General features: G+C 58.0%; 23 protein-coding genes and 1 pseudogene. 9 read left to right on the plus strand and 15 right to left on the minus strand.

Annotated elements, in window-relative coordinates; genetic code table 11:
- Positions 1-366 precede the first annotated feature (366 nt).
- From ACTNBK_RS08805 to ACTNBK_RS08835, 7 genes and pseudogenes are all read left to right on the plus strand, one after another.
- A complete protein-coding gene (locus ACTNBK_RS08805) occupies positions 367-1,353 on the plus strand; it encodes a sirohydrochlorin cobaltochelatase (protein ID WP_441145361.1) in 987 nt (328 codons plus the stop codon).
- 17 nt (positions 1,354-1,370) lie between these two features.
- Positions 1,371-1,868 (plus strand): hypothetical protein, encoded by a 498-nt coding sequence (locus ACTNBK_RS08810; RefSeq protein WP_441145363.1) that lies wholly within the window; start codon positions 1,371-1,373, stop codon positions 1,866-1,868.
- A gap of 73 nt (positions 1,869-1,941) precedes the next feature.
- A complete protein-coding gene (locus ACTNBK_RS08815) occupies positions 1,942-3,507 on the plus strand; it encodes an ABC transporter substrate-binding protein (protein ID WP_441145365.1) in 1,566 nt (521 codons plus the stop codon).
- A 3-nt stretch (positions 3,508-3,510) separates the two neighbouring features.
- On the plus strand, positions 3,511-4,524 hold the full coding sequence (locus tag ACTNBK_RS08820; protein ID WP_441145367.1) for a FecCD family ABC transporter permease: 1,014 nt from the start codon (positions 3,511-3,513) through the stop codon (positions 4,522-4,524).
- Positions 4,525-5,682 (plus strand): ABC transporter ATP-binding protein, encoded by a 1,158-nt coding sequence (locus ACTNBK_RS08825; RefSeq protein WP_191397147.1) that lies wholly within the window; start codon positions 4,525-4,527, stop codon positions 5,680-5,682.
- A gap of 61 nt (positions 5,683-5,743) precedes the next feature.
- Positions 5,744-6,433: an anaerobic ribonucleoside-triphosphate reductase activating protein gene (locus tag ACTNBK_RS08830; RefSeq protein WP_191397149.1), complete on the plus strand. Its 690-nt coding sequence runs from the start codon at positions 5,744-5,746 to the stop codon at positions 6,431-6,433.
- Between the two features lie 180 nt (positions 6,434-6,613).
- A pseudogene (locus ACTNBK_RS08835) lies at positions 6,614-6,922 on the plus strand (ATP cone domain-containing protein); the annotation flags it as partial.
- Here ACTNBK_RS08835 and ACTNBK_RS08840 read toward each other — a convergent pair.
- The 5 genes from ACTNBK_RS08840 to ACTNBK_RS08860 all read right to left on the minus strand — a co-directional run bounded on the left by ACTNBK_RS08840 (position 6,922) and on the right by ACTNBK_RS08860 (position 11,230).
- The gene (locus ACTNBK_RS08840) at positions 6,922-7,302 is read right to left on the minus strand and encodes a DUF7666 domain-containing protein (RefSeq protein ID WP_441145369.1); all 381 of its coding nucleotides are present in this window, start codon (positions 7,300-7,302) and stop codon (positions 6,922-6,924) included. The pseudogene ACTNBK_RS08835 and the gene ACTNBK_RS08840 overlap by 1 nt on opposite strands.
- Before the next feature lie 15 nt (positions 7,303-7,317).
- Entirely contained in the window at positions 7,318-8,109 is a 792-nt protein-coding gene (locus tag ACTNBK_RS08845; protein ID WP_441145371.1) for a Cas9 inhibitor AcrIIA9 family protein, read from the minus strand.
- The gene (locus ACTNBK_RS08850; protein ID WP_441145436.1) at positions 8,106-8,405 is read right to left on the minus strand and encodes an LPD11 domain-containing protein; all 300 of its coding nucleotides are present in this window, start codon (positions 8,403-8,405) and stop codon (positions 8,106-8,108) included. Before ACTNBK_RS08850 ends, ACTNBK_RS08845 begins: the two co-directional genes overlap by 4 nt.
- Before the next feature lie 119 nt (positions 8,406-8,524).
- Positions 8,525-10,135 (minus strand): AAA family ATPase, encoded by a 1,611-nt coding sequence (locus tag ACTNBK_RS08855; protein WP_441145373.1) that lies wholly within the window; start codon positions 10,133-10,135, stop codon positions 8,525-8,527.
- A 30-nt stretch (positions 10,136-10,165) separates the two neighbouring features.
- Positions 10,166-11,230, minus strand: a complete 1,065-nt coding sequence (locus tag ACTNBK_RS08860; RefSeq protein WP_441145374.1) for a YqaJ viral recombinase family protein — start codon at positions 11,228-11,230, stop codon at positions 10,166-10,168.
- 899 nt (positions 11,231-12,129) lie between these two features.
- On the opposite strand from ACTNBK_RS08860, the gene ACTNBK_RS08865 reads away from it, so the two are divergent.
- Together ACTNBK_RS08865 and ACTNBK_RS08870 are read left to right on the plus strand one after the other, a co-directional pair.
- Positions 12,130-12,336 carry a helix-turn-helix domain-containing protein gene (locus tag ACTNBK_RS08865; protein WP_130848915.1) on the plus strand — a complete coding sequence of 69 codons (207 nt, stop codon included), beginning with the start codon at positions 12,130-12,132 and terminating at the stop codon, positions 12,334-12,336.
- A 25-nt stretch (positions 12,337-12,361) separates the two neighbouring features.
- The gene (locus tag ACTNBK_RS08870) at positions 12,362-13,834 is read left to right on the plus strand and encodes a site-specific integrase (RefSeq protein WP_297239295.1); all 1,473 of its coding nucleotides are present in this window, start codon (positions 12,362-12,364) and stop codon (positions 13,832-13,834) included.
- 765 nt (positions 13,835-14,599) lie between these two features.
- On the opposite strand, the gene ACTNBK_RS08875 is transcribed toward ACTNBK_RS08870, so the two are convergent.
- From ACTNBK_RS08875 to ACTNBK_RS08920, 10 genes are all read right to left on the minus strand, one after another.
- On the minus strand, positions 14,600-15,625 hold the full coding sequence (locus tag ACTNBK_RS08875; RefSeq protein ID WP_441145377.1) for a PfkB family carbohydrate kinase: 1,026 nt from the start codon (positions 15,623-15,625) through the stop codon (positions 14,600-14,602).
- 15 nt (positions 15,626-15,640) lie between these two features.
- Complete coding sequence (locus tag ACTNBK_RS08880; protein ID WP_441145379.1) at positions 15,641-16,603, minus strand: bifunctional 4-hydroxy-2-oxoglutarate aldolase/2-dehydro-3-deoxy-phosphogluconate aldolase; 963 nt, start codon at positions 16,601-16,603, stop codon at positions 15,641-15,643.
- Positions 16,604-16,679: 76 nt separating this feature from the next.
- Complete coding sequence (uxuA, locus tag ACTNBK_RS08885) at positions 16,680-17,756, minus strand: mannonate dehydratase (RefSeq protein WP_441145381.1); 1,077 nt, start codon at positions 17,754-17,756, stop codon at positions 16,680-16,682.
- 13 nt (positions 17,757-17,769) lie between these two features.
- Complete coding sequence (locus ACTNBK_RS08890) at positions 17,770-19,392, minus strand: mannitol dehydrogenase family protein (protein ID WP_441145383.1); 1,623 nt, start codon at positions 19,390-19,392, stop codon at positions 17,770-17,772.
- A 22-nt stretch (positions 19,393-19,414) separates the two neighbouring features.
- Positions 19,415-20,080 carry an amino acid ABC transporter permease gene (locus tag ACTNBK_RS08895; protein WP_441145438.1) on the minus strand — a complete coding sequence of 222 codons (666 nt, stop codon included), beginning with the start codon at positions 20,078-20,080 and terminating at the stop codon, positions 19,415-19,417.
- Between the two features lie 117 nt (positions 20,081-20,197).
- Positions 20,198-21,112 carry a transporter substrate-binding domain-containing protein gene (locus ACTNBK_RS08900; RefSeq protein ID WP_441145385.1) on the minus strand — a complete coding sequence of 305 codons (915 nt, stop codon included), beginning with the start codon at positions 21,110-21,112 and terminating at the stop codon, positions 20,198-20,200.
- 62 nt (positions 21,113-21,174) lie between these two features.
- On the minus strand, positions 21,175-22,011 hold the full coding sequence (locus tag ACTNBK_RS08905; protein WP_441145387.1) for a sugar phosphate isomerase/epimerase family protein: 837 nt from the start codon (positions 22,009-22,011) through the stop codon (positions 21,175-21,177).
- Entirely contained in the window at positions 22,008-22,850 is an 843-nt protein-coding gene (locus tag ACTNBK_RS08910; RefSeq protein WP_441145389.1) for a sugar phosphate isomerase/epimerase family protein, read from the minus strand. The genes ACTNBK_RS08905 and ACTNBK_RS08910 overlap by 4 nt, the downstream gene beginning before the upstream one ends.
- Before the next feature lie 3 nt (positions 22,851-22,853).
- Complete coding sequence (locus ACTNBK_RS08915) at positions 22,854-23,603, minus strand: cupin domain-containing protein (RefSeq protein WP_441145391.1); 750 nt, start codon at positions 23,601-23,603, stop codon at positions 22,854-22,856.
- A gap of 68 nt (positions 23,604-23,671) precedes the next feature.
- Entirely contained in the window at positions 23,672-24,424 is a 753-nt protein-coding gene (locus tag ACTNBK_RS08920) for a cupin domain-containing protein (RefSeq protein WP_441145393.1), read from the minus strand.
- Positions 24,425-24,429: the final 5 nt, after the last annotated feature.

Genomic DNA, 24,429 nt, shown 5'->3' on the forward strand with positions numbered 1-24,429 from the left:
AAAGCAGATAAATAATGGCTATTTTGCACTGAAATCACCTTAACCAAGCGCAAATGGCGGCTAATACATTGAGTAGAAACAGGATAAAGGCTTTTATTCAGAGGTTCCTTAAAATTATTCTACGGTATCTTTCAAGTCTTTGTCAATAAGATAATTGTTAAAAAGTGATTGCTGGATAGATCGGCTTTTATCCTCGAATTTTGGATTTGGCTGTTGGGACAAACCGCTCGATCCATATCATGAGAGTCAGCCTCTGTTTGTGGCGATACTGCTCAATTACAGGCAATATATGTAGTGCTCTGTCCAACAGGTATGCAATATGCCTTATAAATGAGTATGGAAAAATCTATTGTAATTGGTGACAAAATGCTTTATAAGGAGGCCTGGGATGCCCTGACCGATGCCCAGAAGGAACTGGTGTCCGGTGAGTTTGCCGACCCCGACTACTTTGGTCGGGACACTGGGGATGCTTCCCTGGACGATCCCCGCAATCAGGATGATATCGGAGAAAACGAGCTGTTGGTGGTGAGTTTCGGCACCTCTTTCAACGACAGCCGGGTAGAGGACATCAAGGGGATCGAGGATGCCCTTCAGGCGGCGTATCCTGATTGGTCGGTGCGCCGGGCCTTTACCGCTCAGATCATCATCAACCATGTCCAGGCCCGGGACGGCGAGTACATCGACAACATGGATCAGGCCCTGGAGCGGGCGGTGGCCAACGGGGTCAAGAACCTGGTGATCCAGCCCACCCACCTGATGCACGGGGCGGAATATGACGAGCTGATGGATGCCGTGGAGGCTTATCAGGACAAGTTTGAAACTGTGGCCGTGGCTGAGCCTCTGCTGGGCCAGGTAGGCGCGGATGCTGCCACCGTGAACAGCGACAAGCAGGCGGTGGCCGAGGCGGTCACTGCTGCCGCAGTGAGCGAGGCGGGCTATGGCAGCCTGGAGGAGGCCAAGGCTGACGGCGTCGCCTTTGTGTTCCTGGGGCATGGCACCTCCCACACCGCCAAAGTTTCCTACAGCCAGATGCAGGCCCAGATGGGTGAGCTTGGATATGACAACGTCTTTATCGGCACCGTGGAGGGCGAGCCGGAGGAGACCGCCTGCGAGGCGGTGATCCAGGCTGTGGCCGATGCGGGCTACACCAAGGTGGTGCTCCGTCCCCTGATGGTGGTGGCCGGCGACCACGCCAACAACGACATGGCCGGCCCTGACGCCGACTCCTGGCTGAGCATGTTTGAGGCCAGCGGCTCCTTTGACCAGGTGGATACCCAGATCGCCGGTCTGGGCCAGATTGAGGCCATCCAGCAGCTCTACGTGGCGCACACCGCCGCAGTCATCGGCCAGTGAGGACAGCGATGAGAAGTGTGAGACGAACCAGTTGGCTGGCAGGGGCATTGCTGTGCGCCCTGCTGGCCGGCTGCGCCGGCGGCGGCCAGGGGAATGAGACCCCCGCTGCCAGTCCTTCTGCCGGTACGCCCGCTTTGGCGGACGGGGTGTACAGCGCAGCATTTGACACGGACAGCAGTATGTTTCATGTCAGTGAGGCATGTGACGGTCGTGGGGTACTGACGGTGGAGGATGGGCAGATGACTCTCCATGTATCCTTGGCGTCCAAAAACATCGTCAACCTGTATCCCGGCCTGGCGGAGGATGCCGGGCAGGAGGGAGCGGCGCTGCTGGAGCCCACAGTGGATACTGTGACGTACAGCGACGGTATCTCGGAAGAGGTCAACGGTTTTGACATCCCGGTGCCCGTCCTGGATGAGGAATTCGACCTGGCTCTGTTGGGAACCAAGGGTACCTGGTACGACCACAAAGTGGTGGTCTCTGACCCTCAGCCTCTGGAGAAAACGGAAGCATAACGCACTGCCCCCGCCTCTTGTCGCAGGCGGGGGCAGACTGTATTTGCGCCCGACGGCGCGGAAAGGAAATGCCATGAGAGACAGACAGGCACAGTGCGGCAGACGATTTTTGTGGGCAACAATATTGGGAGTTGGACTGCTCCTGGCCATGACTGCCTGTTCCGGGAAAGCGCCCACCAGTCAGCCTTCGGATGGAACCCTGGCCGACGGCGAATACCGGGTGGAGGTGGAACTGACCGGCGGCAGTGGTCGGGCCACTGTGGAATCGCCGGCTCTGCTGACGGTGAGGGACGGCTCTCTGACCGCCACCGTGGTGTGGAGCAGCGACAGCTATGACTATATGGTGGTAGGAGATGAGACCTATTTCCCGGTCAACGAGACGGGGAACTCCACCTTTGAGCTCCCGGTGTCCGCTCTGGATGAGAACATCCGGGTGACAGCGGACACCACTGCCATGGGTGCTCCCCACGAGATCGAGTATACCCTCACTTTTTTCTCGGATGGACTTGTGCCGGCGGATCAGGCCGCGGATCAGCAGGTAGAAAGTACCGCCCCAGAGGCGCCGGAGGAGAGCCGGACCCCGGCGGAGACAGGACCGGTGAGTTCCTCCCTGGTGCCCAGCGGCAGCATGGAGCTGGCCGCCGCCCGGGAATTTACCGTGGACTACTATGAGGGCGGGTACGCTGTCATCTGCATCCATGGCACAGACCGCTACCTGGCAGTGCCTGCCGGAGCCCAACTCCCAGAGGATTTGGCAGAGGACGTGACTGTCATCCGCACGCCCATCGAAAACACCTATCTGGCAGCCTCTGCTGTCATGGATATGTTCGTCTCCCTGGACGCCCTGGACACGGTGAGCTTTTCCAGTCTCTCAGCGGACGGCTGGTATCTGGACGTCCCCAGGCGGGCCATGGAGGCGGGGGAGATCCGCTATGCAGGTAAGTACTCCGAACCCGACTATGAACAGATCGTGGCAGCAGACTGCGGCTTGGCTATCGAGAGCACCATGATCTACCATACGCCAGAGGTGAAGGAGCGGCTGGAGCAGTTCGGCGTACCTGTGCTGGTAGACTACTCCAGCTATGAGACAGAGCCCCTGGGACGTACAGAGTGGGTAAAACTCTATGGCTTGCTGACCGGCCGCCAGGAGGAGGCCGAGGCGGCCTGGGCTGCCCAACAGGAGGCGTTTTCCCAGGCTTCCACTCCGTCCACGGGAAAGACGGTAGCATTTTTCTACATTACCGCCAGTGGTGAGGTAAATGTCCGCAAGTCGTCCGATTATCTGGCCAAGATGATCAGCATTGCCGGCGGTACCTACCTCTTTGATAACTTGGGCGACAAAGACGATACCGCCTCCTCCACCATGAGCCTTCAGATGGAGGAATTCTACGCCGCTGCCAAGGATGCCGATTATATGATCTATAACAGCACCATCGAAGGAGAGTTGTCCTCGGTGGAAGAGCTGCTGCAGAAGAGTCCCCTGCTGGCCAAGTGCAAAGCGGTGGAAGAGGGGAATGTCTACTGCACCACCAAGAACATTTACCAATCCTCCATGGCTTTGGGAAGCATCCTCACCGACCTCCACCATATCATTGCGGAGGACGGGGGTGACCTCACCTATTTGTATCGGTTGGACTGAATTATGAAAAGTACAAGGTATATAATCGCGTTTTTGACATTGCTGGTACTGCTGTGCTGTTTTCTCTTGGTCAATCTCTGTGCCGGCAGTGTACAGATCCCGTTGGAGGAGGCCCTTCTCATCCTGCGGGGTGCCGGCGGAGATGAGGTGGCCCGGGATATCATTCTGGACATCCGCTTTCCCCGGGCGTTGGCCGCCGCCATCCTGGGAGGTGCGCTGGCTCTGTCCGGCTATCTGCTCCAGACCTTCTTTCACAACCCTATCGCAAGCCCCTTTACTTTGGGCATCTCGTCGGGCGCCAAGCTGGTGGTGGCGCTGGTGATGATAGCTGCCCTCAACTGTTCGATACAGATCAGTTCCATGGGCATGATCGCGGCGGCCTTCGGAGGGGCCCTGCTCTGCATGGGCTTTGTACTCCTCCTCTCCCGGGCGGTGAGCCAGATGTCCATGCTCATCATCAGCGGCGTGATGATCGGCTATATCTGCTCGGCGGTCACTGACTTTGTGGTCACGTTTGCCGACGACGCCAACATCGTCAACCTTCACAACTGGTCTAAGGGCAGCTTCTCCGGAATCAGCTGGGGCAATACGGCGGTTATGGCTGCGGTAGTGCTGCCGACTCTGCTGGGGACTTTCCTGTTATCCAAGCCCATCAGCGCCTACCAGATGGGGGAGACTTATGCCCAGAACATGGGCATCCACATTGGCCGCTTCCGGATGGTGTTGGTGCTTATGTCCAGTATTTTGTCCGCCTGTGTCACCGCTTTTGCGGGGCCGGTGTCCTTTGTGGGCATCGCGGTGCCCCACCTGGTCAAGAGCCTGTTCGGCACCGCCAAACCTGTGCTTATGGTGCCTGCCTGCTTCCTGGGCGGGGCGGTGTTCTGCCTGTTCTGCGATCTGTTGGCCCGGGTGCTGTTCGCACCAACTGAGCTGGGCATCAGCACGGTGACCGCCATGTTTGGCGCGCCGGTGGTCATCTACATCATGGTGCGGCGGAGAAAGGAGCGGGAGCGATAAGTGGAACAGGAATTGTATTTTACCGCCAAAGGGCTGACCATCGGCTACCACGGTGTTCCCCTGATCCGGGACATCACCTTTTCCCTCCGCCGTGGGGAAATCCTCTCCCTTATCGGTCCCAACGGCGCAGGAAAAACAACGTTGCTCAGGAGCATCATCCGTCAGCTGGCCCCATTGGGTGGCGTGGTCACTCTGGACGGACGAGACATGGCTGCCCTCAGCGGAAAAGAGCTGTCTACCCGCATGGCGGTGGTGCTTACCGAACGGGTCAAGACTGAGCTGATGACCTGCGAGGACGTGGTGGCCACCGGGCGCTACCCCTATACGGGAAAGTTCGGCCTGTTGGGTGAAAAAGACTGGGATGCGGTGCGGGAGTCCATGGAGCTGGTGCACATCACCGAACTGGCCAAGCGGGATTTTTCTCAAATCAGCGACGGCCAGAAACAGCGGGTCATGCTGGCCCGGGCGGTGTGTCAGCAGCCGGAGCTGCTCATCCTGGACGAGCCGACGTCCTTTCTGGATCTGCGTTACAAGCTGGAGTTCCTCACTATCCTTCAGCAGATGTCCCGAAGCCGACACCTGACCGTAATCCTCTCTCTTCACGAGCTGGATCTGGCTGGGCGGATTTCTGACAAGATTGCCTGCATCAAGGGAGATCGCATTGACCGCTTCGGTACTCCGGAGGAGATTTATGGAGCGGAGTACCTGCCATCCCTGTATGATATTACGGTGGGCAGCTATGATCCCCGGTCAGGGGATGTGGAACTGGAGCCGGCGAGGGGGACGCCGCAGGTGTTTGTGCTGGCAGGAAACGGTACTGGTACCGGGATATTTCGCCAGCTCCAGCGGGCGGGCGTGCCCTTTGCCGCCGGCATCCTGTGGGAGAACGATTTGGACTACCCCGCTGCCCGGGCCCTGGCGGCGGAGGTGGTCAGCGTGAAAGCCTTCTGCCGGATCGGGGCGGAGGCTGTGGAGCGGGCCAAGGCACTGATTGACCAGTGCCCGGAGGTGATCTGTACAGTCGATCTGACCAATGCGGGAGATTGGGCAGAGGAACTGCGTACCATCCGGGACTACGCCCGAAGCTGCGCCTCAGTCTGTTACACGGAGATCGACACCGTCACTCCAGACAACCTGACCGCCGACTCCAGACCGTAAAGAAAATTCTGCATCAGCTACCGGAGCTTTCAGCGGCCAGTATATGAACGGGGGAAGCCTTTTGGAGATCCAGGGACTACAGAAACTGACATTGTTGGACTGGCCGGGGAAGGTGGCCTGCACCGTCTTTTTGGGTGGGTGCAACTTTCGCTGTCCCTTCTGCCACAATGGCGATCTGGTGGCCGGAACGCCGCCGGCGGGGATGGCGGAAGAGGAGCTGTTCTGCTTTCTCCAAAAACGCCAGGGCCTTCTGGATGGAGTCTGTGTCACCGGTGGGGAGCCTCTGCTGCGGCCGGATCTTGGGGATCTTTTAAGGCGGATCAAGAGCCTGGGCTTCCCGGTAAAGCTGGACACCAACGGCAGCCACCCGGAGGCTCTGCGGAGGCTGTGGGAAGATGGGCTGGTGGACTACGTCGCTATGGACATCAAAAACTGCCCCGCACGTTACGCCGAGACCACCGGCATCCCCGGCCTGGATCTGGCTCCTATCCGGGAGAGCGTTATCTGGCTCCTCACGGGAAAGGTGGACTATGAGTTTCGCACCACCGTAGTGCGTCAACTCCACAGTGAGGAGGATCTTTTGGCTGCCGCCCGGTGGATCCGGGGAGCCCAGCGGTATTTTCTCCAGTCCTTCGTAAATCGGGACACCGTGCTGTTGCCCGGTCTCTCCGCCTGGGACAAGTCAGATCTGGAGCGCGCTGCCGCCCGCATCCGCCCCCTGGTGCCGTCAGTTCAGCTTCGGGGTGTATAGTCTCACATTTGTCGAGGGTGGCCAAAAGTCATCCTCGATTTTCTGTCTATACAAGATATAGTATTCATAAAATATATAAATCCTATATATTGACCTTCTCCAACGGGAGTGATATAGCGAGAAGGACTTGAGCAACGCCATGCATGGCAGACAGAATATTACACGGTGGAGGAACAAATCATGTACCAGGTAACAAAGCGGGACGGATCTATTGCCCCCTTTGCCATCGGCAAAATCAGTGCGGCCATCGCCAAGGCCTTTGTGGCCCTCAACAAGCAGTATCACCCCAGCGTGATGGATCTGCTGGCTCTGCGGGTGACGGCAGACTTTGAACCCAAGATCAAGGACGACCTCATCTCTGTGGAGGACATCCAGGATAGCGTGGAGCGGGTTTTGTCCGAGGCGGGCTATGCTGACGTGGCCAAGGCCTACATCCTCTACCGCAAGCAGCGAGAGAAGATCCGCAACCTGAACTCTACCATGCTCAATTAGCCCCGCACCACAGTATAGCCGTCCGAAGCGGTGCCCCGCTCCCGTCTGACCTTGCTGCTCCATTCCAACAGGGGATGGTCGGTCATATAGGCAAGACCGTGCAGAATCAGCTGCTCTACATCCAGCTTTCGCAAGATGGTCAGTTCCGTACAGGAGATCTTGGAGTCAATGGCATCCTCATCCAGGTCGCCCTCCACCTTGACCAGGTAATACTCGGAGTTTTGGATGTCCGGGTAGTGAACCAGGCAGTCAAGAGGGTTAGCTGCGGTATGAAAACCATTACGCTGACAGTTTGCCTGATCGGTCATATTCTTTCCCATGGTGAACTGGTAGCCCAGGCAAATCAGGCCTTTTTTAAACCCTTTGTATGCGAGCATCTTTTCACTCTCCCATCAACTTGCCTTGCCGGCAGCTTCCAGAAAGGCGCCAAAGGAGATCTGATTCTCGTCCACCGGCGCCTTTTCCTCCACTTTGGCCTCCTGTGGCTTCTCTGTTTTCTTCGGTGCCGAAGCCTTTTGGGCCGCAGCTTTCTTCCGGGATCTGGAGCTGACTGGGCCGGTATAGGGCTTGGCCTCAAATTGATCGTCCTCCTCCTTATCCTCGGGAGCATCCGTATCTCGGTAGTAATCCTCTGCCCACTGGTAGACTATTTCATCTGGAACATCGCCGCCATATATGCCATTGGTGCCATAGGGGCGCTGCATACCGTTGCTCTTCATTTCCTGCTCCAGATATTCTCTGGCCTTGCGGTTGATGTACCAAACGCAGTGTATAAAACTCTTGCGTGGGTGCATGGTCAGCCTGGCAAATTCCAGGTCATCCAGGCAAAGCGTCTGGATATCCTCCTTGCTCTGAGCCTTTTCCGGCTTTATCCGCTGTTCAGAGTGACAAGATCGGGTGGAATTTATGGAGGACGGATATTCGCCGCTGACAGAAAGGCAAACTATCGCACTCCATTTGTCCAGCGAAATCGACTGGTGGTCAATTTCGCGCAGCATTTCATCCATCCAACATTTTTCACAGATGTACACATCAGCATGTCTGCTCAGAGAGTTCAGGAAAAAGAAGCTTCCAGAATACAGCTCGTTATAGCCGCACCGCGGGCAGATAAGATCCTGTTCCGCCTCTTGAAGTGGGCGCAACCGCTCTAGAAATGTTTTCATTTCTTTTTCAGTCATGTTCATAGCCGTTCCCCCTTGTCCTGGGCCTCTTCAGCTTTCATTCGCTGTTCCAACCGGCAGATCTGAGCATAGCTCAGCCATTCCGGTTTTTGCCCTTCCGGGAAGCTGTCCCAGAGCGCCTTCATATATACGATCTGAAGCTGAGGATCGCCCGCCCAAAGATATTTGTTCTGCCGGGCGCCGGCCCCTAAAAAATATTTGCAGTCGGAGTTCATCCGATGCAGAAGCTGGTACCGAAAGGTTGGAGTCCACCGCTTTAGAGCGCCGAGAAACCTTTCCGTGTCGTTTTGCCTGTGCATGGTCACCATCTCCTTTCAAAGGGAAAGGCACGAAGCGGCTGTAATTTGCCGCCTCGTGCCTTCCAGTTGTTTTCAGAGCGCATAGAGCAGGGTGCTGAATTTGTCGAAACAGTAGCATGCTAAAGCAGCCCAGTCAGGGCCTGATGAATATATTGCGCATTGTGCGCGATGCGGCTGTCCTCCGCCTGACGAAAGATTTGATCCAAAACTGTGACCGCAATGACACCGCACTCAATGAGTTCATGAAACACATTCCCGGCCCCTACACTTGGCAGCTGGTCGGCGTCACCTACCAGAACTACCTTTGTTCCTGGCCTGATTCTGGTGAAGAACTGCCTGGCCAGCCACTGATCCACCATTGAGGTCTCGTCTACCACAATCAAGTCCGCCTCAATGTCGCTGCGCTTGTCCTCCGGGAGCGCATCCTCTTCTGTACCGATGCGGAGTGCACTGTGCAGTGTGCGTGCGTCCAGGAAGCCTGTGCTCTCCGCCATCCTGCGGCTGGCTCTTCCCGTGGGAGCAGCCAGGAGGATATTTGCCCCTGGGTACACCTTCTGATATACCCCCAGAATCGCCTTCAGCACGGTGGTCTTACCCGTTCCAGGCCCGCCGGTAATGATAGACAGATTATGGACAAACACTGCTTCTACCGCTTGTTCCTGTTTCTCTGACAGGGTAATACCGAGCTGTTTCTTCACCAACCTGAGTGTTGCCTGGATGTGTGCCTTCTTTGGCTGCTCCATGAGGATTTCAGCAACTCGCCGCGCTGTTTCATCCTCCAGTTCAAATGCCTGAGGCAGGTAGATGCAATCCCGCGTAGAATATAGCTCACCCCGGAGAAGCATACTTTGCAGCAGCTCCTCCACCCTGCCTTTCCCAATCCGCAGTTCTGGAATGGGGATATTTCTGTTCAGCAGGTTGAACGCTTCATCCAGCGTCTCCTCCCGTCCCAGGTAAAGATGCCCGCTCTCATTTTTTCCGCCCTCCAGTGCGTAGCAGATTGCAGCTTGGATGCGCATGGGGTCATCCAGTTTACCTCCATTTTTCTGGACAATACTGTCCACCCTCAGAAACCCAAAGCCTGAAACCTGGCACAGTTGGTAAGGACTATTGCGCAGGATCTCCACGCTCTTTACTCCAAAGTGTTGATAAATCGCTTGGGCAGCTTTCGGAGTGACCTTGAACGGAGCGAGCATCGTCATCAGATCGCGCAGGGAACGACTTTCAGCGTAGGACTGCTTAATATCCTCCAGCCGCTCTTTCGTGATGCCTCTGATTTCCAGCAGGCGCTCCGGGCTGTGCTCCAAAACATCCAAGGCGCTGAGCCCAAAACGGGTCACAATGGCCTCTGCCGTCCGCTCCCCGATTCCTTTGAGCAGCCCCGAAGCCAAGTAGCCCGTAATCCCCTCTGTTGTTTGCGGTACGATCTCCTCCCATTGGAGGATCTGCAGCTGGGTTCCATATTTACTGCTCTGCCATTCTCCTTCCCAGAGGATCTCAATGGCGTCCGTCCGGGGCAGGTCATACCCTGTCACTGTAAAACGGATCAGATGATCCCGGTAGGTGTAGGAAGATCGGCACTCTGCCGGTATTGCCGGATCGTCTGTTCGGATAGACAGAACGCAGTACTTATTGACTGGATTAAAGTAGATGGCCCGGTCAAAATACCCGCGGTACTTCATCAGCTTCTTGTCCTGCTCCGTCTCATCCAAAGGATGTTGTTTATCCATGTTCCATTCCTTTCTGGTCCGATAAAGCAATCAAGCCACATCACTTTCTTTTCTGTTGACGCTGAAGCGGCGATACTCCGAGTCAGAGACGCACTGCTGGTATGCTTCAGGGTAGAGCATTTGCAGACGCAGAAGGCCCTCCTTTTTTACCTCCGTTCTGTGAATCGGGTTATAGGAGATCTTGTACTGACCCCCGCTGGTCTCACAGAAGGCTGTGCAGCTGCTTCCCATCTCCTCGGCAATCAAGGCCCGCAGCCGCTTCATCTCTTTCTCCAATGTGCCGGAGACTCTGTCTGCGGCGGATTTGCGCTCCTGCAGCGTCAGGTATTTTTCCAGTCTGCGCTTTCCAGTGTCGGACAAGATGACCGCTTCCGCCAGTTGGTTTGCAGGCGGAGAAAATCGCTTTAAGCTCTGCTGTATCAGCTCCCCGTCCTCCGTGTAGGCGGGAGGGATCTGCGCCAGAACGTGCTCTTGCCAAAAGCACTCCTCCAAAAAGATCAGCTCAGACTCATAGGTGCAGTTCCGGTCAATGTGGCGTATGAGCGTCTCGTCCTCGTTATTCCCGTAGAGGCAGCAGAAATACACCTCGTCCAGGTTCATTACAGCCATATAGTGTCGGCCCTGGGCCTCATAGTATGGCGGGACGATTTCTTTTCCATCCTGCCACCAGTTGGATCTGGCGTTGTAGTTTGTGGTTTTGATCTCCAGGATCGCCGTTCGGCCATTTGGCAGCGACACAAAATAGTCTACGTCAGCCAACATGAATGGGTGTAATGGATGCTGGAACATGCGCTTGATTTGGAACACCTTCAGCCCGGTCTTTCGGGAAAAGATTTCCGCCACCAGATCTTCCAGGAGATGCCCCATTTTTAATGCAACCCAGTTCTCCTCACTGTTGCACTGCGGGACAATATTCAGCTTATCATAGTAGATGTCCCTCGCCGTTCGGAAGGGTGAAATCCCCATGATTGCCGCGGCGTCGCTGCCGCCGATCCCCTTCCTTCTCCATGCCAGCCACTCCTCCTCTGGCAGATTTGTGGTATCCACAAATTCCACCGGTGTATACTCATCTCTCATGTTTTCTCCCGCTGACATCTGATTTGTCCTCCTTTGCCGCGCAGCCCGGCGTTGAACTCCATTTTGATCCTTTGCCCATTCCAGCGCGGACGCTCCTTGACCCACTGCTTCGCATATCTGGGATTCCGGTGGTGGTATCTGGATCTTTTTCTTGCGTGCCTCATGGTACATTCCGCCTTTCTTAAAATATCCTCAAAGCCTTTCGGCATTTGGGCAATAAAAAAGCGAGGATGACCTTACCCGCCTCATAGACTGGTGCCATGCGGCTCTCCGCCTGGCCAAAGTCATCCTCGCTGTTTTGGGCCATGCCCTCAAAAAACAAAAAAGCCGACCATATCACGGCCCAATGGGCACAGTAATACAATCGGCTGCTTACAAACTTAACAACATGTGCAATGCAGGATCTCTCCCGCGGGGCAGGCTCTGCGGCCTGTCGTCCTGTATGGATACGCACAATCATCAATTACGGCTTGTAATATACCACAAGATACGCAAATAGTCAAGCGTATTCTACTATATCTTGTATCTTGTGTGCTATATAGATGCAGAAATTTAAATCTTTTCGTGTCTCATGCAAAAATGAAGTCCGCATGCGGCTTTTTATAGGGTGTAAGGCTTGGAGCAGATATGCCTAATGTACCTTGAAAATTCCACAGCCTGTTCTGGAGGTCATACAGGAGCCGGCGACAGTGTGCTGTTCTGCACGCCGCCGGCGGAAGTGCCGCACAGCGGCAGCCTGAAAATACGCGGTCTGAACGCAGAGCGCAGGAAGTGAGCCGGAGTCAGGTGCAAATATACAATACTCCGCTTGGCAACTCATTTGATTCAGGCTATAATGTACTTACCTGCTAATCTATACGAAGGGAGGTACATTTCTATCTGAATGGTTGCCAGGCTGCAAGGAGGAATCTCATGATATGAATTCCAATCAATGCAGTGCTACTGCACAGCGAACCTACACCGTCGAGCAAGTAGCGGAGATCCTTGGTGTGAGCATTCGCAAAGCGTATTACCTCTGCGAAGGCACGAAAGAATTTAAAGTCATTCGTCTCGGCAGGCGTTGTCTCCGTATCCATAAGGAGTCCTTTGATAATTGGCTGGATGGGGTAGACGGCGCTTCCTGAGCACATCATGGAAAGGAACACTACTATGGCAACATACAAGGTAAGAGGCGCATCCCACAACGTAATCTATTCATACCGGACATCGGCCGGGCAGACGAAGCAGCAGTGGGAGTCCTACGACACAGAATTGGAGGCCGTACAGCGTAAAGCCTACATTGAGCTTTTGCAGTCCCAGAAACGTACGGACGAGCTCCGCCAGGCGGCGTTGGACTATAAACGCTCCCGCGCCATTGAGAAGGCAGCCAGCAAGATCGCTCGTGACCGGCAAGATGATGGTGAGCCCGCCATCGCAGACGCACCCGAGGAAAATCTGACTCGGACATATCGGGAATTTATGGAGCGATTTTTGCCAGCCTACGCCAGGAAGCGAAACTTTTCGCCCAAAACCTATGACAGCTACGAAACAAATCTGAGAGCCCATATTCTCCCGTACTTCGGCGATTGGGTAATGAGTACCATCACAGCTCAGGCCATCGACAATTTCCTGGATCACTTGCGGAAAAAGCCGTGCAGCGGCTATAAAAGCTATGGCAAGAAGGCCGATGAAATCCCGACCCTCAGCTCACCAACCATCAAAAAATGCTATAATATTTTGATGGTTGGTTTCCCCACGGCAAAGCGTTGGGGGTATGTGAGCGAAATCCCAAATGCAACTGCTCCATCCGAGAAGTACAAGAAGCGGAAGTCATGGGCTGCGTCTGCCATTATGGAGGTTTTGGATCAGATGGTCGATGACCCCCTGTTGCATTTGGCAGTCCACCTCGGTTTTGTCTGCTCCCTGCGGGCTGGTGAAGTCGTGGGCATCGACGCCAACTCGGTTGACCCCAATGATCAGAGTTTATGGATCACCCAGATCGTCGAACGTGTTTCGGACAAGTCCCTGAAGGAACTCCCCAAGGAACGTATCATTCAGATCTTTCCGAAGCAAACCTCCATGTCATCTTCCTGTATGATTTTGAAAGCGCCCAAGACCGATGAGAGTTTTCGCAAGCAATACTTAACCACACCGCTCCTGAAAGAAGTGCTTTGTCGCCTGCGTGAGATCAAAGAAAACAAGGAACTGTTGGGCCGGGATTACCACGACTATGGCCTGCTGATTTGCCAGCCTGATGGCCGCCCCATTGATCCAAATAACCTCTGCAAATCATTTCGCAAGTGGCAGACAGCCCATCACATAGAAGACCAAATTGATTTTCAAGGGCTCAGGAAGTCAGGCCAAATGCACAAAGTACGAATTACCCAAAATAACTACCAGTTGGTAGCGGAGAGCAGTGGACAGTCCCCGGAAGTTCTTATGAGCAACTACAATGAGGCCTTGGACTCCGAAAAGAGAAACCTTTCTCAGCTTGTGGAAGCGGATCTCTACTCAGGGCAGGCAACCGCAGCTGCACCAACTTCGATCAGCAGCGCCGTCTTGCTAAACCGGGTTAAGTCCGATCCCGCATTTGCGCAGCAGCTCTTGCAGTTACTGCTCCGTGATGCAGAAACGGCGGTTTGAGGCAAAAAGAAATTGCATTAGCTCGAAAATTAGCATATAGTGAGCGTGCATTTTTCTCAAGCAACAATTTAAAACAAAAAACGCCTGAAATCCGAAGATTTCAAGCGTTTTCTGGAGCTGCTATCCGGATTTGAACCGGAGACCTCATCCTTACCAAGCGCCCCCGGAACTTTTTTCTAACTATTTTTCGTGCTTTATGGCCCTATTCGCTCAAAACCATTTTCTTTCCGTCGCTCTTTGAGCACAAGTTTTCCACCTGCTCCGCTGCCGTCTGTGGCAAGTTATGTGGTCAAAACGTTGGGAGAGTTGCCTTCCATGATTTGACCGTTTGCACAAATGTGGTCAGATTGTGATTTTTATCTTACCTGTAAAAGTGCTTTTGCGATGGTGTTGACAAAGAAGTTACAGAAAATTTCTTCTTCATTCTTCAAGCAGAGTGCTTTACCAACACAAACCAGCTACCCTCTCAGAAGTTAATGAGATAATTGATAGGCGCATCCACGTTGCGGCTGCAGGCACATGCAACCCAAAAACCGGAGAGGTGCGCTTGAGCGCACCTCTCCGGCTAAACCTTCGTATTTCCTATCAGGGCACTTTTTCCGCCTGTCCGTACAATCTGGAGTCGTTCAACTGCTTTCCTCTAAAATTGTGCCACTGTAAAACAAAATACCTTTAAAAGAATACTACCACAATTCCCCAGGCGCAAGAAATAATAGGCTCCTTTGGAGTGAGAAACCTTTCACACGCCGAAGATCCACAGCTATTTCACCGCTGGACCCGGCCGGAGCCGTCGCCGCCGGCCAGCTTTTCCACCTCGGCCACGGTAACCCGGTTGAAGTCCCCTTCCACCGAGTGTTTCAGCGCAGAGGCCGCCACGGCGAATTCGATGGCGCCCTGGGTATTCTTGCCGTTGAGCAGGGCGTAGATCAGTCCGCCGCCGAAGCTGTCGCCGCCGCCCACCCGGTCCACAATACGCAGGTGATATTCCTTGGAGAAGCAGTACTTCTCCCCATCGTACAGCATGCCAGCCCAGTCATTGTCGCTGGCGGAGATGGAAGTGCGCAGGGTGATGGCCACCTTTTCAAAGCCAAAGCGGTCAGCCAGCTGCTTGGCCACGGACTTGTAGCCCTCCTTATTCAGCTTACCGCCGGTAATATCGGTGTCCGCGGCCTCGATGCCAAACACGTCCTTGGCATCTTCCTCGTTGGAGATGCACACATCCACATACCGGCACAGCTCCGTCATAGCCGCCCGGGCCTCCGCCCGGGTCCACAGCTTGCCCCGGTAGTTCAGATCACAGGACACCTTGACCCCCTTTGCCTTGGCTGCCTGGCAGGCCTGCCTGCAGATCTCCACAAGATTGGGCCCCAGGGCCGGGGTAATGCCGGTAAAGTGGAACCAGTCCGCCCCGTCCAGAATGGCGTCCCAGTCAAAGTCGCCGGGCTGGGCCTCCTGGATGGCAGAATGGGCCCGGTCATAGATGCACACGCTGCCCCGCTGGGAGGCACCCTTCTCCAGGTAGTAGATGCCCACGCGGTCGCCGCCCCGAACGATTTTCGAGGTGTCCACCCCGAAGTACCGCAGGGAGTCCACCGCCGCCTGCCCGATGGCATGGGCCGGCAGCTTGGTCACATAGACCGAGTCCATGCCGTAGTTGGCCAGGGACACCGCTACGTTGGCCTCTCCGCCGCCGAAGGTGGCCTGCATCTGATCGTTCTGGAAGAACCGATAGTAGCCGTTGGGGGCCAGCCGGAGCATGATCTCTCCAAAGGTGACAATGCGCTTGCTCATGGTTGGAATACCTCCTTATTTCTGTACCAGATGGATGGCAAAGCCGCCGAACTCACCGGCCACATAGACCGCCTTGGCCCGGCCCCTGGCATCGGTTTTCAGGGTGGTCCGGTCAAATTCCACGCCCCGCAGCTCCAAATGGTAAATGGCACGGTCCAGATTGTTGGCGGCGATGGCGATATGCCCGTGGGTGCCGGGGCCGGGAGTCTTGGTACACTCCACCGCCGATCCCGCGTGGTTGGAAGAGCTGCCCGCCCGATAGGGGAACCCGAACAGCCCACAGATTGCCCTCGCCGTATCCTCAGACTCCTGGGCGTCGGCGCAGTTGATGCCCACATGGGCCAGGGTGAGGCTCAGCATGATATCCACTGCCTCCCGGGTCAGGCGGGTGATCTCCGCCCAGTTCTCCGCCTCAATCAGCTCCTTTTTCACCATCCAGGTGCCGCCGCAGGCAATGATCTGATCAAAGGAGAGATAGTCCATCAGGTTTTTGGCGTTGACGCCGCCGGTGGGCATCCATTTCAGCGTCTTGTACGGCCCCGCCACGGCCTTGAGCTTGGCCACGCCGCCGTTCTGCTCGGCGGGGAAGAATTTCACCACCTCCAGGCCCATGGCCATGGCCTGCTCCATCTCACCGGGGGTGGCCGTGCCGGGCAGCATCAGCGCCCCTTTGGACTGGACATAGCGCACCGTGTCCGGGTTGAAGCCGGGGCTGACGATGAACTTGGCACCGGCAGCCAGGGCCCGGTCCACCTGGTCGTGGGTGAGGACGGTGCCCGCGCCCACCAGCATTTCAGGCACTTCCGCTGTAATCGCCTCCATGGCTTCCTGGGCGGCGGCGGTACGGAAGGTCACCTCTGCTGCGGGCAGTCCGCCCGCCACCAGGGCGCGGGCCAAGGGCACGGCCTTCCTGGCATCGTCGATGGCAATCACCGGGATAACGCCGATGCGGTAGATCTGTTCCAAAATGGGATCCATGCTTGCACATCCTTTCTGCAAAACGAAAGCCGCACCCGGCGCAGGGCGCCAGTCCCTCTCCCGGATGCGGCTTCTTTTATCGATGGTCCTTCTCAATGGCCTCCCACAGGCCGTTCAGATAGGAGGCGCCCAGGGCCCGGTCATACAAACCGTAGCCGGCTCTCCCCTTCTCGTCCCAGATCATCCGTCCGTGGTCGGGGCGGATATAGCCCTGGAAGCCCACATCGTAGAGGGCCTTCATGATCTCATACAGATCCAGGCTGCCGTCGGCGGAGAAGTGGGCCGCCTCCTCAAACCGGCCGGGGCCGGTGAACTGGATGTTCCGCACGTGGGCAAAGGCGATTCGCCCCTCCCCGCCGAACTCCCGCACCAGGGCGGGGATGTCGTTGGCGGGGTTGGAACCCAGGGAGCCCGAACACATGGTCAGGCTGTTGCAGGGACTGTCCACCAGATTCAGGATGCGGCGCATGTTCTCCCGGCAGGTGTAGATGCGGGGCAGGCCGAAGAGATCCCAGGGGGGATCGTCCGGGTGGATGGCCATGGTCACGCCGTATTCCTCGCACACAGGGATCACCGCCTTGAGGAAATACTCCAGGTTGGCGAACAAATCCTCGTGGGAGACACTCTTGTACTGGGCGAACAGGTGCTTGAGTTCCTTCATCCGCTCCGGCTCCCAGCCGGCCATCTCAAACTCCCCCGCCCCCTGCTGGATCTGATCCGCAAACGCCTGGGGATCCGTGATCCGGTCGATCACCGACTGGTCGTAGGCCAGCACCGTGGAGCCGTCGGGCCGGGGCTTGGCCAGGTCGGTGCGGGTCCAGTCAAAGACCGGCATGAAGTTGTAGCAGATTACCTTCACACCCGCCTGACCCAGCCGGCGCACCGTCTCCCGGTAGTTGTCGATATACTCGTCCCGGCTGGGCAGGCCCAGCTTAATGTCCTCGTGGACGTTGACGCTCTCAATGACCTCCATCTCCAGCCCGGCGGCGTTGGTCTCCTCCTTCATGGCCTGAATCCGCTCCGTGGGCCAGAGGGCCCCGGCGGGCATGTCCATCAGGGAGGTGACCACACCGCTCATGTTGGGGATCTGTCTGATGTATCGCAGCGGTATGGGATCCATCTCACTCCCGTACCAGCGAAATGTCATCTTCATGGTTGATTACTCCTTATGCTCCAGCGAGCGATAAATAGTGGCGCAGCGTACCGCGTACCGCGCCGGGGCCGGTCAGCATGGCGCGGAACATCTCCTCCGTCCGCCCGCCCAGCCCGGCCTGGTACAGATCCACGCCGAAAATGGCGGCGTTGGACAGGATGGGGCGCAGCTGATCTGTACAGCTCTCCGGCTTCCCCAGGCGGATGCCCGCCAGGTGGGCCTGGAGCTGGGGCGCCATGGGGTCGGGGCTGACGGGCATCTCCCGTCCCTGATCGTCCACCCCCAGCAGATACCGGCACCAGCCGGCAAACACCAGAGGCGCGTACACCAGAGAGGACACATTCAGCTCCGGCCGTTCCGCATAGCGGCGCAGAGTGCCGCCATAGCGCACCGGCATCTTCTGGGACGTATCGGCGGCAATACGCTGGGGTGTGTCGGGGATGGCGGGATTGGGGAATCGCTCGTTGAGCACCTCGTTGATGAAGGCCCTGGGACTGAGTATGCCGGGATCCTCCACCACCGGGAGGCTCTCCTCCGCGATATGCTCCACCAGGGCTTTCAGATCCGGATCTCCCATCTCAGCGGCAATGGAGGTATAGCCCAGCAGGCAGCCGTACACCGCCAGGGCGGTGTGCAGGGGATTGAGGCAGGTGCCCACCTTCATCTTCTCCGCCTTCTCCACCGTGGTGCGGTCGGTCAGGTATACCCCCGCCTTCTCCAGGGCCGGGCGGCCGTTGGGGAAGGCGTCCTCCAGCACCAGGTACTCGGTGATCTCCGTGTTGACGAAGGGGGCGATCAGGGTGCCGGTATTGGTCTTGGAGATGGTCATATCCTCCAGGCCCAGGCCCTCCAGCTCCTCCTTCACCTTCTCGGAGGGGTGGGGGGTGATCTTGTCGATCATGGACCAGGGGAAGCTCACACAGGCGGGGTTCTCCAGCCAGTCCAGGAAGGCGGTGGGCACCAGTTCCCGCTCCTGCCAGCCCCGGGCCACGGTCAGCACCCCGTCCCGGAGCTTTTTACCGTTCTGGGCGCAGTTGTCCATGCTCACCATGGCGATGGGCGCGCCCCCCGCCTGGTAGCGGCGGTACAGCAGGGCAGCCGTGATGGACATGGTGTGCCGGGGGCCCTCGGGCCCGGCGGCCAGATCCCGCTCCACCACCGGCAGGGGCTTCCCCTCCAGATCGGTGAGGGCATAGCCCTTCTCGGTGATGGTGAAGCTGGCCATCTGGAGGCTGGGGGCGCGGAAGATCTCCGCCAGCTGGGCCCAGTCGGAGCCGGCGCAGTCGGCCTTGAGGCCGCCGGCCACGCTGGCGATGACCTCTTTCTCGTCGGTGCCGTCGGCGCGCATCCGCACCAGCAGGCTCAGGTCGTCATAGGGGGTGTAGACGTGGTCGATGATCTGGAAGTCAAAGGACTCGGCGGCCAAGATGCCGGTGTCGGCCGCTCTGCTATTCAAAAGAGTCTGCTGGGCCGCGGCCAGGAAGCCGCGGAAGATGTTGCCCGCGCCGAAGTGCACCCACACAGGGGCGCGCCAGGTGCACTCCCGCATGGCGGGGATGTCGTATGCGGGCAGCTTGATGCCCGCCGCATCCCACGCCCCGCGGTCCCGCAGACCTTGAGTGTTCAAATGTAACATGGTATCGTCTCAGCCTCTCTTGTCAGGCTCTGGTGTCCACCAGGTGCTTGCCCAGCTTCTTCTCCAGCATGCCCTGCAGTCTGGTCAGGACGGTGCTGAAGATCAGGTAGACAAAGCCCGCCTCGCAGTAGAACAGCAGGGGCTCCAGCTTTACAGCGGTAATACCCTTAGCGGTCATCATGATCTCGGCCACAGTGATGGTGGAGACCAGGGAGGTGTCCTTCAGCAGGCTGATGAAGGAGTTGGACAGGGCGGGCACCGCCACCAGGGCGGCCTGGGGGATGACCACGCGGCTCATAGTCTGGAGCTTGTTCAGGCCCAGGGCGCGGCAGGCCTCGAACTGTCCTTTGGGGATGGAGGTCAGGGCGCCGCGGATGACCTCCGAGTTGTAGGCGCCCTGGCTGATGGTCAGGGCCAGGATGGCCGAGGGGATGGGATCCAGAATCAGGCCAATGGAGGGCAGGCCGAAATAGATGATGTAGATCTGAACCAGAAGAGGTGTGCCACGGATCACCCACACCACAAACCAGGCGATGGCCTTGAAGGGCTTGATTTTGGACATACGCATCAGCGCCAGGATAAAGGCCAGCACGAGTCCCAGCGCAAAGGAGACCAGCATGAGTGGGACGGAGATCAGTAAGCCGGCTTTGAACATGGGCCAAAATCCGTCGGCTAACAGTTGGAGCATCTCCACAACGGCCCACCTCCTTCAACAGATTTTCAAAAAGTTTGATGTTTTTAGGGCTGGGTGGCTGCCCGTGGACAGCCACCCAGGCGAATGGTTTTATAGGGATTGCGGAATAGATTACTGATAGATGCTGGTGCTGTCGGCCACGGACTGGCCGAAGTACTCCACGGTCAGGTCATAGAGGAAGCCGTCGTCGATCATCTCCTGCAGGACCTCGGAGATCCCGTCGCACAGGCTCTGGTCCTCCTTGCGGCACATGACGGAGGACTCGATCTCATAGCTGTGCTCCGCGTCAGGCTCATAGATGGCGGCGATCTTCACGTTGACCTCGGGACGAGTCTCCATGTACTCCTCCACGGCGGCCACATTGTTGACATGACCGTCGGCACGTCCAGTGTTCAGCTGCTCCATGGCGGCGGTCAAGTCGCCGTCAGCGGTGGTGGCGCCGTAGCGCTGGGCGATCTGGCCGGCGGCGGAGGAGGGAGAGTTGATGCACAGCTTGCCCTCCAGATCCTCAAAGGAGGTAATGTCGGTGTTGTCGCCGTTTACCACCAGGCAGTAGGGGTTCTCAGCGTAGGCGATGGAGCAGGCGTACTTCTCCTGGCGCTCGGGGTTGGGGTTGACTCCGCTGATAACCACGTCGTAGCGGCTGGCGTCCAGGCCGGCCAGCACGGGATCCCAGCTGTCGGCGGTCTGGAACTCCACGTCCACGCCCAGGCGGGCGCCGATCTCGCGGGCCACCTCTACCTCAAAGCCGGTGAGCTCGCCGGTGCCGTCCTCGTTGTAGACGTAGGGCAGCCAGTTGCCCTCGTTGCCCACGGTCAGCACGCCGGCATCCAGGACACGCTGCAGGGAGCCGTCGTCCTCGGGGACGGCAGTCTCGGTGTTGGCGGCGGGAGAGTCGGTGCTGGCAGCGGGGGACTCGCTCTCAGGCGCGGGGGAATTGGTGGTGCCGCCACCGCCGCCGCAGGCGGCCAGGGAGAGTACCAGCGCGAGAGACAGGGCAGCGGGTACAAGCTTCTTGAGTTTCATTCTTTTCACCTTTTCCTTTCAGAGTTTTTTATTCGCCGGCGGAAAGCCGCCGGAAAATAACACTAATCCTCTACAAACCGCTCCAGAACCCGGAAATTCCGGCGGTCGGCGGCAAAGGGGTCGGAGAAGTAGTGCTCGTCGGCCACCTCCTGCACCAGATAGCCGGTGTAGTGGTGAGCGTTCAGGGATTGAAGCTGGGCGGACAGGGAGGTGTTCCCGTCCCCCCAGACGTTGTGCAGCCAAGGGTCTCCGTCCAGGAAGTGCATGTGGATCAGGTTGGGGCCGAAGGCGTCGAACCAGTCGTCCAGGCTCTCCCCCGCCGCGCCGGTGGCGATGTTGTCCACCATCATCTTCAGATTGGGGTGGTTTACCTCCCGGTACATCCGGCGGGCCCGCTCCAGGCTGTTGACCAGGTTGCTCTCGTCGGCCCGGAGGGACTCCATGGCCAGCCTCACCCCCAGGGGCTCCGCCACCCGGCAGAGCCGGATCAAATGATCCCGGCAGCGGGCCCACATGGTCTCCTCATCCTCTCCCAAGTACCCCCAGCCGGAGTTGACCACCACCCGGTCGGCCCCCAGCTCGGAGGCCAGGCGGATGGCGTTGGAGAAGTAGCGGAAGGAGTACTCCAGGCCCAGGGGCTCCTGGGAGGCGTACTGGTACTGATAGGCCATGCTGGGCGCGGTGACGGATACCACCCGCACGCCGTGATCCCGCAGCTTCTGCCGAAGGGTGGACACGTCGTCATAGCCGGTGTGATCCAGCCAGAAGTGGGCCGCACCGCACCAGAGCTCAATCTGCTCAATGCCCAGCCTCTGCTGGCAGTCCAGGAAATAGTCCAGCGAGAAGCGCCGGTAGTGCTGGTTCATGTTGACCAGCTGGCTGCGCTTGATCCCGCTCATGCCGCCCCTCCTCTCGTCAGGGCCCGCACGGCCTGCCGGAGGGGCCAGTCCGGGTTCTCAACGTAGCGCTCCCTCGGCAGCAGCAGGGACAGCGCCCCGGCATAGCCCGCCGACCGTATCTGTTCCGCAAAGCGGTCCATAGGCAGGCATCCCTCGCCCCAGGCCCGCCAACCATGGTAGTTGCCGTCGCACAGGCGGACCAGGCCGGTTTTCTCTCCCAGCAGCTCAAACCACCGGGGAATGGTGTCCCCCCAGGACGCCATCACGTTGGTGTCCAGGCAGACGCCCAGGGCAGGACTGCCCACCCGGCGGAGCAGCCCGGAGAGCTCCTCCGCCCGGCCCAGTACCGGGGACTCGGCGATTAACGGGGTGTCCGGCCCCATAACCGGGGCCAGCAGCAGGGATACCCCCGCCGCCTCCGCCGCGGGGCAAAGGCGCTCCAGCACCTCCGCCGCGTTTTGACGCAGCGCCTCCGGTGTCAGATCCCAGCAGGCCCCCGCCGCCCCCAGCACCACCTGCCCGGCCCCCAGGGCGCGGGCCAGCGCGATGCTGTTCCGATAGTAGTCCACCGTGGCCTCCCGCTGCTTGCCGGGCGGGGCAGTGATGGAATATCGGTAGGCCGGCGGCGTGAGAACGGAGATCCGCAGCCCCGCCTCCGCCAGCTTCTCCAGCAGGGGAGCCGGCTCTTCATACTCCGCGTGACTCAGCCAGAGGTGGGGGGATTGGGGGACGAAGTCCAGCGCCGTCAGGCCCAGAGACCTCATATCCCCCAGGAAGGCCGCCAAAGGCATGCGGACATACTGCCCGTTGGAGCCCAGCAGGGTCCAGCTTTCCGGCATAGCTTACTTAATCTCGCCGGGATAACCGTTCTCGCACAGCTCGAACCACACATAGGCGAACTTCTCGCCCTCGGCGCACTCGCTGCCGTGGTGGGAGCCGTGGGGGGTAAAGGTGATGTCGCCGCCCTGGACGTGGATCTTTTCATCCTCGGCGGTGTAAGTGAAAGAGGCGCCGGGCAGCATGATATACCACTGTTCCAGCTCGTTATGGATGTGCTGGCCGATGTAGTTGGGTCCGGTGCCGAAGTTGGCGCCCATAGACAGGCGGCCCAGATTGCGGTGTTCGATCATCATCATCTGCTGGATGTCGGCGCCGGTGAAGTCCTCCTTGTAGTGCCACGCCTGGGACACGCCGCGGAAGCGGGGCAGGGTCAGGTGGGACTCCTTGAGGCAGGTCTTGTCGTAGTCGCTCAGCTCGGTGACGAAGTGGACAATCTCCATCGTCTCCTTAGCATCGGCGGCACAGTGGAAGGTGAAGGACTCCTTATCGAAATCGGGTACGAACACGGAAACCTCGGTAATGTTGAACACGCGGCGGGGAGTGACAATGTAGCCCTTGCCGGCGGTGATCAGGAACACCTGATTGTGCTCGGTCTTGGAGTAAATCTCCGGAGTCAGATCCGCTCCGGGCTGGAGGGAGATCCGCTCCACCTTGGCATCCTTGTAGGCCCCTTCCAGGATGGGCACGCGGGACACGCCGTTGATATACTCGTGCTTGATGTCGGCACCTCTCGAAATTTTAACCAGAGCCATGGCAAATTCCCCTTTACAGTGAATGATATGTTTATAATTTTCTGATTTTGGACACTGTGCTGCTTTGCTTACTTGATCTCGCCGGGATATCCGTCGATGCACATCTCAAACCAGATGTAGTCGCACTGCTTGCCGGCCTCCACCTTGCTGCCGTGCCAGAAGCCGGTGGGGGTAAAGGACAGATCGCCGCCGGTCATGTGAACCTCTTCGCCGCCGGCGGTGTAGATGAACTCGGAGCCGGGGAGCGGGAAGTACCACTGGGCCAGCTCGTTGTGGATGTGCTGGCCAATCTCAATGGGGCCGGTGCCGCGGACGCAGCCCATGGACAGACGGCCCAGGTTGCGGTGCTCCAGCAGCATAATGGAGGTGGTGGTGTCGTTGTCCTTGAAGTCCTCGTCGTAAGTCCAGCCCTCGGAGATGCCGCGGAACCGGGGCAGCACCATGCGGGATTCCACCAGACAGCTCTTGTCGTAATCACTCAGCTCCGTAATGATATGAAGGAACTCCAGGGGCTGCTTGCTGTCGGCGGAGCAGGTGATGGTGAAGCGTTCTGTGTCAAACTCGGGAACGAAGACGCCGGGCTCCTTGATGTTCCAGGCCTGACGGGGGGTGGTCACATAGCCCTTGCCCTTGGTGAAGATGAAGAGCTGATTATGCTCGGTCACGGAGTAGATATCCGGCGTAATGGAGCAGCCGGGCTGTAGGGCGCAGTGGGCGAAGTGGGCCTGATCGAACTCCCCCTCCAGCACAGGCACACGGGCATAGCCGTTGACAAACTCGTACTTGACGCCGCTGTATCGGGCCACCTTGATCTGAGACATGTTTG

It is taken from the genome of Intestinimonas sp. HCP28S3_D6 (assembly GCF_052065695.1).
Classification (GTDB): domain Bacteria; phylum Bacillota; class Clostridia; order Oscillospirales; family Oscillospiraceae; genus Intestinimonas.

What these genes read in the sequence shown, in the direction of transcription:
- ACTNBK_RS08910 (WP_441145389.1), bottom strand. Translation starts at nt 22,850, where the DNA reads ATGCCGGAAAGCTGGACCCTGCTGGGCTCCAACGGGCAGTATGTCCGC.
- ACTNBK_RS08850 (WP_441145436.1), bottom strand. Translation starts at nt 8,405, where the DNA reads ATGCACAGGCAAAACGACACGGAAAGGTTTCTCGGCGCTCTAAAGCGG.
- ACTNBK_RS08905 (WP_441145387.1), bottom strand. Translation starts at nt 22,011, where the DNA reads ATGAGCGGGATCAAGCGCAGCCAGCTGGTCAACATGAACCAGCACTAC.
- ACTNBK_RS08880 (WP_441145379.1), bottom strand. Translation starts at nt 16,603, where the DNA reads ATGGATCCCATTTTGGAACAGATCTACCGCATCGGCGTTATCCCGGTG.
- uxuA (WP_441145381.1), bottom strand. Translation starts at nt 17,756, where the DNA reads ATGAAGATGACATTTCGCTGGTACGGGAGTGAGATGGATCCCATACCG.
- ACTNBK_RS08845 (WP_441145371.1), bottom strand. Translation starts at nt 8,109, where the DNA reads ATGAACATGACTGAAAAAGAAATGAAAACATTTCTAGAGCGGTTGCGC.
- ACTNBK_RS08820 (WP_441145367.1), top strand. Translation starts at nt 3,511, where the DNA reads ATGAAAAGTACAAGGTATATAATCGCGTTTTTGACATTGCTGGTACTG.
- ACTNBK_RS08875 (WP_441145377.1), bottom strand. Translation starts at nt 15,625, where the DNA reads ATGAGCAAGCGCATTGTCACCTTTGGAGAGATCATGCTCCGGCTGGCC.
- ACTNBK_RS08915 (WP_441145391.1), bottom strand. Translation starts at nt 23,603, where the DNA reads ATGGCTCTGGTTAAAATTTCGAGAGGTGCCGACATCAAGCACGAGTAT.
- ACTNBK_RS08870 (WP_297239295.1), top strand. Translation starts at nt 12,362, where the DNA reads ATGGCAACATACAAGGTAAGAGGCGCATCCCACAACGTAATCTATTCA.
- ACTNBK_RS08815 (WP_441145365.1), top strand. Translation starts at nt 1,942, where the DNA reads ATGAGAGACAGACAGGCACAGTGCGGCAGACGATTTTTGTGGGCAACA.
- ACTNBK_RS08920 (WP_441145393.1), bottom strand. Translation starts at nt 24,424, where the DNA reads ATGTCTCAGATCAAGGTGGCCCGATACAGCGGCGTCAAGTACGAGTTT.
- ACTNBK_RS08890 (WP_441145383.1), bottom strand. Translation starts at nt 19,392, where the DNA reads ATGTTACATTTGAACACTCAAGGTCTGCGGGACCGCGGGGCGTGGGAT.
- ACTNBK_RS08805 (WP_441145361.1), top strand. Translation starts at nt 367, where the DNA reads ATGCTTTATAAGGAGGCCTGGGATGCCCTGACCGATGCCCAGAAGGAA.
- ACTNBK_RS08895 (WP_441145438.1), bottom strand. Translation starts at nt 20,080, where the DNA reads ATGCTCCAACTGTTAGCCGACGGATTTTGGCCCATGTTCAAAGCCGGC.
- ACTNBK_RS08855 (WP_441145373.1), bottom strand. Translation starts at nt 10,135, where the DNA reads ATGGATAAACAACATCCTTTGGATGAGACGGAGCAGGACAAGAAGCTG.
- ACTNBK_RS08840 (WP_441145369.1), bottom strand. Translation starts at nt 7,302, where the DNA reads ATGCTCGCATACAAAGGGTTTAAAAAAGGCCTGATTTGCCTGGGCTAC.
- ACTNBK_RS08860 (WP_441145374.1), bottom strand. Translation starts at nt 11,230, where the DNA reads ATGTCAGCGGGAGAAAACATGAGAGATGAGTATACACCGGTGGAATTT.
- ACTNBK_RS08865 (WP_130848915.1), top strand. Translation starts at nt 12,130, where the DNA reads ATGAATTCCAATCAATGCAGTGCTACTGCACAGCGAACCTACACCGTC.
- ACTNBK_RS08900 (WP_441145385.1), bottom strand. Translation starts at nt 21,112, where the DNA reads ATGAAACTCAAGAAGCTTGTACCCGCTGCCCTGTCTCTCGCGCTGGTA.